Origin of the sequence: Mesotoga sp. HF07.pep.5.2.highcov (assembly GCF_003666285.1) — a bacterium.
Classification (GTDB): domain Bacteria; phylum Thermotogota; class Thermotogae; order Petrotogales; family Kosmotogaceae; genus Mesotoga; species Mesotoga prima.
This window is the reverse complement of record NZ_JFHJ01000384.1, coordinates 1-3,391: the sequence shown is the minus strand read 5'-3', so window position 1 is coordinate 3,391 and position 3,391 is coordinate 1. Positions and strand designations below refer to the sequence as shown.

At 48.6% G+C, this 3,391-nt stretch carries 4 protein-coding genes; 3 read left to right on the top strand and 1 reads right to left on the bottom strand.

Going from position 1 to position 3,391, the window contains the following annotated elements:
• From BG32_RS08235 to BG32_RS08225, 3 genes are all read left to right on the top strand, one after another.
• A partial coding sequence (locus tag BG32_RS08235) for a carbohydrate ABC transporter permease (protein ID WP_147434893.1) occupies positions 1–537 on the top strand: 537 nt, incomplete at its 5' end.
• A gap of 4 nt (positions 538–541) precedes the next feature.
• A complete protein-coding gene (locus BG32_RS08230) occupies positions 542–1,354 on the top strand; it encodes a nucleoside phosphorylase (protein WP_014731256.1) in 813 nt (270 codons plus the stop codon).
• A 6-nt stretch (positions 1,355–1,360) separates the two neighbouring features.
• Complete coding sequence (locus BG32_RS08225) at positions 1,361–2,122, top strand: SDR family NAD(P)-dependent oxidoreductase (protein ID WP_121526666.1); 762 nt, start codon at positions 1,361–1,363, stop codon at positions 2,120–2,122.
• A 71-nt stretch (positions 2,123–2,193) separates the two neighbouring features.
• Here the strand turns inward: BG32_RS08225 and eis are convergent.
• Positions 2,194–3,391: enhanced intracellular survival protein Eis (gene eis / locus BG32_RS08220; protein ID WP_259459617.1), on the bottom strand; the 1,198-nt coding region annotated here is incomplete at its 5' end.

Sequence of the window (3,391 nt, the reverse complement as noted above, 5' to 3'; positions counted from 1 at the left end):
AAGTTCGAATTCAGAGGCAAGGCTGCGCTCTTCACAATAGTGCTGATAACCTTCATGGTTCCCTTCGAGTCTATTGTCATACCGCTTTATATACTCATAAAACAGCTACATATAGACAACACATACTGGGCGCTCATTCTTCCGGGCGTAGCCAACGGCCTTGCGATATTCCTTTTCAGGCAGTTCTTCTCTGAAGTGCCTTCAGAGATAATGGAAGCGGCAAGAATAGACGGCGCGTCCTGGTTCAGAATCTACTGGAGGATAGTCCTTCCGCTGAGCGTTCCGGCCATAGTCACGGTAATCGTAATGGTCTTCATGTTCCAGTGGAACTCGCTGTTCTGGCCTCTTGTAGCAACCCATTCAAGCAGATTCGAAGTTGTACAGGTAGCCATCGCCGCACATAGATCAACGGAAAATACAAGTTGGGCAAATCTCTTCAGCTCGGCCATCGCCGGCAGTCTGCCGCCGGTAATTCTCTTCCTGTTCCTCCAGAAGTACTTCGTAAGGGGGATAAGCGGAACGGGGTTGAAAGGATGATTTCATGAATAATTCGAAGAAGGCGAAAAACCACTTGCAGATTTCCAGCGACTCTATTCCCGAGATAGCTCTTCTGCCCGGTGATCCGGCAAGAGTATACGAGATCGCAGAGTGTCTGAGTAATGTGGAGGAAATAGGAAACAACAGAGACTACATAACCGTTACCGGAACCTATAAAGGCCTGCCGCTTACTGTATGTTCAAGCGGAATCGGAGGACCCTCGACTGAGATCGCAGTGGTCGAGCTAAACAGGCTGGGCGTTAAGACAATCATCCGTGTCGGAACCTCCGGAGGACTTGCCGACGATGTGAAACCGGGAGACTTGATTGTGCTTTCGAGTTGCATAAGATACTCGGGGACAGCAAACCTCTTCATTCCTGAGAACTTCCCCGCCGTAGCCGATTACCGGCTACTTACGGCGCTGATCTCAGCCTGTGAAGAGGCCGGAGTGGACTATCACGTGGGAATCGGTCTTTCACTCGATTCCTTCTATGCAACAAAGCCCGATCTCTTAAGAGAAGACTTCCCATCATCTATCTACGGAAAACTTGAAGAATGGATCGCGGCAGGTGCCTTGCAGCTCGACATGGAAGCGGCTACTCTCTATGTGCTTTCTTCTCTTCTGAAGATCAACGCCGCCGCCATATGCACCGCAGGATCCAACATCTCACGAGGTGAAAGACCGGAGACTCCTCCTTCGAACAAAAACGCTATAAGAGCAGCCTGCGAAGCAGCTTATAAATTCAATAACTGGAAAAAGATCTCAGTGAAGCGGGGGAGGAATTTCACCCTTCCTCCGATTGCAGAGCGGGGGTAATGAACAATGAGTGAGAGACTGACCGGAAAGACGGCCCTTATCTTCGGAGCTGGCAGAGTTGGAAGCTCCGCTGCCAATGCATTTGTAAACGAGGGTGCAAAGGTTATTCTGCTGGATAGAGACGAGGAAAGGCTCGAAGCTTTGAAGAAGAAACTTGAAGAATCGAGAAAGGGATTCTGTTCGACGATATGCGCAAACATAGACAGTCAAAGAGATGTGAATGAGATCTCAGATCTACTGGAAGAAAAGACATGGAAGGTCGACATCCTTCTTAACTGCCCAGCCTACATATACAGGGCACCATTTGTCGATCACCCAATAGAAGAGATTGACAAGCAGTGGCATGTCAATGTGAGAATAGTCTTCATGTTGTCGCAGGTTGTTGCTAAGATGATGTCGAAAAACGGCGGCGGAAAGATCATCAACCTGGCCTCGGTCGGAGGCCTCTTTCCGGAAAAGGAGCACGCAGGCCACTGCGCAGCAAAAGCGGGGATTATTGCGATTTCAAAGGTAATGGCGCTTGAACTAGCCTCGGCCAATATTCAGGTAAACGTCATTGCCCCCGGTCCAACAGAGACCGTTCCATTTACTTCTCCCTTCTATTCTCAACATCCCGAAGTACTGAAAAGAATAGAGGAAAAGACTCCGGCCGGGAGGATTGGTCATCCCGAAGACCATACAGGCCTCATGGTATTCCTGGCTTCGGATGAATCGAACTGGATAACGGGCCAGGTGATAATGTCCGACGGTGGACTTGGTCTGGTTTGATGCTACAAAGCATAGAAGAATAAGTATGCCCCGGATCGAGCCGGGGCATATTCATTGGTGTCAGGATAATACTAGAAGTGTTGAAGCTCGAAGGGCAAGCTCTTTGGAAGATCCTGACCTTTGTAGCCGTCCGATACCTTAACCCTGCCGAACTCTATCATCTCTTTGAAATTAGTGCTGCCGCCAACAACTGAAGACAAGGTCGAGATATCACACTCAAGATCAAAAGAGTCACTCGGCGAGAAGCTAAGTTCTCCATTCTCAACGCATAGTTCGAAAACTCCGTCGTTCCAGGATGCCTGACTGTCGTCGATTTTGATTCCGACCCGCATGTCCGGAGCATCGATTCTCAGACCATTTAGTAGCTGGAGGTCTACGATTCTGATCATAGTCCTGGGTACTATCTTCATCTCGGACGGCCTTTCCTTTAGATACGGCCAGAGAAGGAAATCAGGCGGAAGGAAGGCGTGGATCTGATCGATTTGAAGAGAAAGACCTTTCAAGAAACGGAACATTGCATGCCTTGTTTCGACATCGTCCGCAAGGAAGATCGTGACTAAAAACTTAAGTCCGCTGTCCTTGTCAAACTTATCGTAGAGAAAGACGTAGCGGAGCATCCCCGTAGTCCTTCCTTCTCGCTTGAACTTCACGAATTTCTTGGAAACATCGTTATCGGTTCGAAACTCGAAATCGCTTTTCCACATCTCTTCGTCTCTCAAGATCATGCTGTAGTGACTGCTTGCGTACTCGTTGTAGAACTCCCTGATTTCACCGTCGGCATCTTCCATCTCCTCAATCTTCACTTCGACCTTCTGATCGGGAAGATCTATAGAACCTGGGGAGAACTTCGCCCTGAGCATCGTGTCAAACTCCTCCCATCCGAGCTTTCTGTAGAAGCTCCTGCTAAAGGGATAGAGCAGAGATACGGCCTGCCCCTTCTCTCTCATAGTCTCGAGTGATTTCTGCAGAAGGAATTTGACTGCGCCCTTACCCCTGTAAAGGGGACTTGTACACACGTTGCCGATTCCACCCATCGGAATGACGGAATCTCTGAGTCGCATCTTCAAAGAAAGTAGAAGATACTCGGCGGCAAGAGTAGAACCGTCATAGGCCCCAAAGGGGTCCCTTAGATCGTTATTGAAGATCTCACCAGCATGTTTCGAAGCGACCCTCATCCAATTTTCTGTAATACCGAAAGAGAACTTCATAAGATCAAGATAATCCTTCTGATTGCTTATTCTCCTGCATTCAAACATCATTTCACCATCC